6 protein-coding genes and 1 pseudogene are annotated in these 5,319 nt (G+C 33.1%); 4 read left to right on the forward strand and 3 right to left on the reverse strand.

Going from position 1 to position 5,319, the window contains the following annotated elements:
* Positions 1 to 412 precede the first annotated feature (412 nt).
* The gene (locus ACIQ0C_RS27005; protein WP_403065928.1) at positions 413 to 763 is read right to left on the reverse strand and encodes a winged helix-turn-helix transcriptional regulator; all 351 of its coding nucleotides are present in this window, start codon (positions 761 to 763) and stop codon (positions 413 to 415) included.
* Between the two features lie 123 nt (positions 764 to 886).
* On the opposite strand from ACIQ0C_RS27005, the gene ACIQ0C_RS27010 reads away from it, so the two are divergent.
* On the forward strand, positions 887 to 1,513 hold the full coding sequence (locus ACIQ0C_RS27010) for a nitroreductase family protein (protein ID WP_402844354.1): 627 nt from the start codon (positions 887 to 889) through the stop codon (positions 1,511 to 1,513).
* 154 nt (positions 1,514 to 1,667) lie between these two features.
* On the opposite strand, the gene ACIQ0C_RS27015 is transcribed toward ACIQ0C_RS27010, so the two are convergent.
* Positions 1,668 to 2,384, reverse strand: coding sequence for a vanadium-dependent haloperoxidase (locus ACIQ0C_RS27015; RefSeq protein WP_403065931.1), 717 nt, complete (start codon positions 2,382 to 2,384; stop codon positions 1,668 to 1,670).
* An 80-nt stretch (positions 2,385 to 2,464) separates the two neighbouring features.
* Between ACIQ0C_RS27015 and ACIQ0C_RS27020 the strand changes: the two are divergent.
* From ACIQ0C_RS27020 to ACIQ0C_RS27030, 3 genes and pseudogenes are all read left to right on the forward strand, one after another.
* A pseudogene (locus ACIQ0C_RS27020) lies at positions 2,465 to 2,656 on the forward strand (hypothetical protein); the annotation flags it as partial.
* Between the two features lie 516 nt (positions 2,657 to 3,172).
* The gene (locus ACIQ0C_RS27025; RefSeq protein WP_403065934.1) at positions 3,173 to 3,550 is read left to right on the forward strand and encodes a hypothetical protein; all 378 of its coding nucleotides are present in this window, start codon (positions 3,173 to 3,175) and stop codon (positions 3,548 to 3,550) included.
* Positions 3,551 to 3,974: 424 nt separating this feature from the next.
* Positions 3,975 to 4,184, forward strand: a complete 210-nt coding sequence (locus ACIQ0C_RS27030; protein WP_403065940.1) for a DUF4181 domain-containing protein — start codon at positions 3,975 to 3,977, stop codon at positions 4,182 to 4,184.
* A 269-nt stretch (positions 4,185 to 4,453) separates the two neighbouring features.
* On the opposite strand, the gene ACIQ0C_RS27035 is transcribed toward ACIQ0C_RS27030, so the two are convergent.
* Positions 4,454 to 4,903: a hypothetical protein gene (locus ACIQ0C_RS27035; RefSeq protein ID WP_403065937.1), complete on the reverse strand. Its 450-nt coding sequence runs from the start codon at positions 4,901 to 4,903 to the stop codon at positions 4,454 to 4,456.
* Positions 4,904 to 5,319 lie beyond the last annotated feature (416 nt).

Raw genomic sequence — 5,319 nt, forward strand, 5'->3', positions numbered from 1 at the left:
ACATCCACCTCATGGAAAGGTTGAACGAAGGAATGTAGGAGCATCGACTCTGTGAGACATGGGAGGGTTGACCTCCATGAGACATGTGGATATCCAAAAGTGCGATCATAATCTTGCTTAAACCAATTTTTTCCTATAATTGGCTAGTTTAGCATACACTTTTTTTGATAAATCCCTATCCTTGAGGAGTAATGCCGAGCTTACATAGATAAGGGTTAATCATATGACTATGAAATCCTAAGAATTCTAGAGCAATCGTGAGATTGTGTTTAATTTATTGAGGGAGGATGGTTGAAGAGCTGTTTGATCTTAATTAATAATTGGGCATTATATTGAATAAGAGGTTGTATAGAACTCCACTTTTTATGCATCCGCCAGGCTTCTTCAGAAGTCAAAAATGTGAATTTTAGGTTTAAGTATGATCACAATAAATTTGTGGATCTTTATCTATACCTTTTAAAATTGCATACTTATTACCCCATTCACACATTGTGTTTAATACTGGTACAAATGATCTTCCTAGATCAGTTAAGCTGTATTCTACTTTTGGTGGTACCTCTTTAAATATTTCTCTTCGTACAAGTCCATCTCTTTCTAATTGTTTCAATTGATCTGTTAAGACTTTTTGTGTAATTCCAGGTATTAATTCGTAAAACTCTTTTGTCCTTACTGATTTTTGGCTCAAGAAAAAGAGTATTAAACATTTCCATTTTCCACCTGCAATGTTCATGAAAATGTTGATTCCAGTATTATAGTTAACCATGTGCTGTCCCTCCTGAATAGGCACTTAAAAGTGGCTATACCACATTTTTGTGCGTTATTTTCTAATTTATTATTACTTACTATAATTAAAGGAGCAATAAATAAAAATTTCGGAGTTGATAAAATGAGTGTAAAAAATATCTTGGAAAAAAGACGATCAGTTAGACATTATGATTCGAGTTATAAAATAAGTTCAGAAATTATAACCTCATTAATTGAAAGTGCAAGTAAGTCACCTAACGGAAATAATATTCAAGCAACCCGATACTTAATTATTGATGAACCAGACTTAAAAAATTTATTGCTACCTATAGCTTTCAATCAACATCAAGTGGTAGAAGCTTCAACTTTAATTGTTATGTTGGGTGATTATCAAGCATTTGATAAAGATAATATTATTAAGATACATGAAGAAGGCTTTCAAGCAGGTTTTTTTGATGAATCGCTAAGAGATTATCTAGCGAATGCTGCAATAAAATATTATGAAAATAAATCAAATGAAGATCTAAAGTTAGAATTATTTAGAGATGTAAGTCTTGCGTCAATGTCATTAATTTTGTTAGCAAATGAAGCAGGTTTTGAAACAATTACTATGTCAGGCTATGATTCTAAGAAATTAAAAGCAATTTTAAATATTTCTGATAGGTATTTAGATGTTATGCTTATAGCTATTGGTAAAGGTACTAAAGCCGGTCATAATACTGTAAGGCATAATGTAAATAAGGTAATGTATAGAAACAAAATAATTTAGTGTTCTTATCTGATTATGTGAAATAGGTATACAAATAACTGTGCTTTACTTATAGAACTAACGGGTGCGTTAGCTGAAGATCGGAGCTGTCTTAAAGGCAGCTCTTTCTTTATTTAACTAAAGGTTCAGATTAGCACAACCTGAACCCAAAATATTATTGAAGCGTTATTAGATTTTGTGCCCTTAAAAAGTTTACAACTACCTCTCCAATTTGTCTGCCTAACCTTAAGCCTTCATTGTTATCCACGTTAAAATGTACTCCAGCGTACAAACGGGATTGAGCACTTTCTTCCATTATTTTTTTTATTTCGGATGACTCTTGAGGAAAGATATAACTTAAAACTGTCTCTGCACATCCTGCCACAGTTGCGTGTGCAGAAGGGTAAGCTGGAAAACGGGGGGTAAACAACACAGTAGACAGATTTCTGTCATATTGATTTGGACGTGCAACATCCCAATGATATTTAAAAAACCACGTGATAACAAAGGTATCATTCATAGCAGCGTGGAAATAACTCTGAACCCTTGCAACACTCGGTGACCCCAGCATATACTTTTCAGCTAAATTGAAAATTAGAGTGGTAATTTTCGCGGTTAATTCACCTGTTCCCCAATATTGTGCGATGCGTATTTGCTGGGAAGTCAATGACTTTAATGTCTCTTCTACAATGAATAGCTCTGTTTCCCAATCAATATCAAGGGGATTTTTAATTCGCCAAATGATTCGTTGATGAAAGGGGTCCAGGAAATCATTGTCTCTTCCCCTAGAAATAAAAAACATTGGCCAATTTCCTGCCTCTGGAGAACCTTTAGGTGGGATACTTTCCCCTGGGTAAGGAAACTCTGACCATCTTCTATAACTTGTTCTCATAAAGACCACCCTCTAATAAATGTTCTCTTTGTTCCTTATGATTAAGGGTAATGAAGTATGACCATATAACTTTTTGATCGGATATGGATTTTCAAGTTTTACAGCATGGTAAAATCGAAGGTAAAGTGGGCAAGGAGTGGTTCACTTGGGGCGATAGCTACAAAGTTCAAATAATAGATGAAGAGATGGAAACCATTATTATTGCACTCGTTGTTGTAAATGATTGTGTGAAGGCTGATCAAGCAGCTGCTTCCTCAGCATCGTCGATTTAAAGTAGAAGTGTAAAATTAAAAGGCTGACAGTGTTTAAAAAAACACTGCTTGTATATGTACGGTGAACCGTATCATAAATAAATGTTAAGGCCATTTGGTACCAAGGTTTTATATTCGTTCTTCAGTAATCGGGCGCTTTAATTGAACACGAATTTTTTATTTTATTGTAGTAAATCTTAATGTAGTTGTAGTAAATGAGGTCATATGTAGTACAAAGAAGGATAGATAAAGTAAATTTTATCTATCCTTCTTTTTTTGCCTTATATATTGTGCAACATTATATAATTCTTTCTTTTTATCAAGTCATTAATAAAATATGACTTTTAATAAAAATTGCTAAGGTTTTTTTACTTTTAATGATTACTTACTAATGTGTTGAAATTGTAAAAAAGTTGCACTGTTTTTCATTCCTTTTCGATTAAAGAATTTTAAGTGGTTTTTAATCAAACTTTTTTCAAAGCAACATATTATATAGAGCATAATTTTTCAAGTCAAAACGGGAAAGGAAGAATGAGTATGAAAAAGTTTATAATGAGTGTCGTGGCATTGGTAGCTGCGTTGTTGATACCTTCTTCTACATTTGCCAGTGGCTGGGATTACTTAGGGGAAGAAACCCTTTATTCTAATGGTGCTGAAAGTCATGTGTATGACTCTACTGGTGGAGATTATAAGATTTGTCGCGATCCTTACGTGGGGCCAGCAGGAAAGTTAAAAGTTGAATTATGGGAGTACGATCCTGATAGTTATAATGATTATGTAGGAACAAGATATATAGAACGAGGAAAATGTGGGTATTTCTGGGGTATTGGTAAATTTGTTGATGGAGGAAATGAAGCCGAATTTTTTGCAAAATCAAGGACTGACAGTAATATGCATTTAATCTTTTATGATTAATTCACTGACTGAATGAAAAAAGAATCAGGTTGTACACCCGATTCCACTGGCTATCTAGATATAGCTTTTTGTGTCGATTTGAAAGAAGGTTGTACAGTTTAAAAAAATCGTAGCGTTTTGAAAAGAGTTTAACCGTATATAAAAAAGAAAAACCGAAATGATTTAATTTCGGTTTTTCTTAATGAACAAAAGGGGCAGGATAGTTTGAATAAGATACAAATAATATTGTGGTAAAATATAGATAAAATGGTTATGAAAAGGGGACGTTTAATTGGAATTCCTAGTGTGGATTATGTTCTTTATCATTATTATTATTATTTCTCTCTTTATAAATAAATTTCTAACGAAATGGCTTGGTGTAGAAAAGAAAGAAAAGATATCAGAAACTTCTGGTAAGAATATTGACCGATAGGGAAGAGGTCTAATCCTATTAATTTTTTTATGTCCTCTTCCCTATGTAATAGAAGAGGACATAAATGTTATAAAGTGGTATATGTGCTTTTTTATTGTATCATTTGGTTTTCAGTCGTTTATGGAGTGGAAGTACCTGAAAACCTCAAAACAATATGTCGTTACACTTACTTACCTATTGTTCGCTTTAGTTATCATGTACAATGTTGATTATTTTATTTAACGAATCTAGCTATTGTGAAAAAGAGGTTGCTGCGGCAATCCTTTTAGGCACTAACGGGGCAGGATAGTTCTATAAGGAATGATATTATTAACCTATCGAGGAACTTATTTTAAGGAGGAAAACATGAGCTTGGACCATGAGTTTTTCCTTATTTCCAAGACAACTATTGTTCAATTGAAAAAGCATCAGTAAAAGTGGATAGGGCACTTTTGCTGATGCTTGATTTCAAAAGAAGATATTTTAGAATCCGAATATATAACAAACGTGAACTAATCTATCTTAGCAATTTCTTCAAACTCTTTGCCTAAATATTTATACCTCACAGATATTGAATGAACTTCAACACTATGTTTTATAGACAGTGCATAGGTAGAAACAATTTCTTCTTTATTTTTATTCACTACTTTTTCAGGCTCAATTGCTATTGAGTCATAATCTATAAACTCATATCCTGGATTATCGAAAGTATCTGTAATAGCAAAACCTTTACCAGTTTTATTTACTTGAAGCTTAACTTTATTGGGTTTTTGAGTACCGTTAACATGAATATCGAGTAATTGAATATCACGAAATCCCGTGTTTTCTAAAGTGACTAATATGACCTTTTTATCTTCTCCTGTTCCTAATAAATTCGCTTCAAGATTTGGTTGAGCAAGTACTAAATAAAGCGCAATACCTATAATAACTATAATCCCAAACAAAAACCCCATTTTTTTCACTACGGAACCTCCCATCGTCTGAACCTTATCGTAAATATTGAATCCTGAAGCATATTTTAATAATCGAACATCCTTACATATATTGTATATCAAAGGCCAAGCACCGACAAAGCTGTGGCTTGAAATAAAGTTTCATAATTTATAAATGATCAATCTTTAGTTCAAATTAACAACAACATATTTGAATCATAAAAAAAATCCCTTACATACCATTGGTCCTGAATGTCAATGGCTAATAGTTGAGTATAGAATCAATCCTTACGGGTGCGCTAGCTGAATAAGAGTTGTCTTTAAGTCAGCTTTTTCTTTATGCAACACTAACGGGGCAGCATTCCTGTAATAACTGAAAATGAGGTTTGAACGAAAAAAGACCTCTTGATAAGATGAATGTGTCCTGAGCTGGCCAGCTAAAAAGG

The sequence above is a fragment of the Peribacillus sp. NPDC096448 genome, assembly GCF_044762675.1.
GTDB lineage: Bacteria > Bacillota > Bacilli > Bacillales > DSM-1321 > Peribacillus > Peribacillus frigoritolerans_B.

Excerpts from the sequence above, each read along its gene's own strand:
- ACIQ0C_RS27005 (WP_403065928.1), bottom strand. The coding sequence starts at position 763 with ATGGTTAACTATAATACTGGAATCAACATTTTCATGAACATTGCAGGT.
- ACIQ0C_RS27010 (WP_402844354.1), top strand. The coding sequence starts at position 887 with ATGAGTGTAAAAAATATCTTGGAAAAAAGACGATCAGTTAGACATTAT.
- ACIQ0C_RS27015 (WP_403065931.1), bottom strand. The coding sequence starts at position 2,384 with ATGAGAACAAGTTATAGAAGATGGTCAGAGTTTCCTTACCCAGGGGAA.
- ACIQ0C_RS27025 (WP_403065934.1), top strand. The coding sequence starts at position 3,173 with ATGAAAAAGTTTATAATGAGTGTCGTGGCATTGGTAGCTGCGTTGTTG.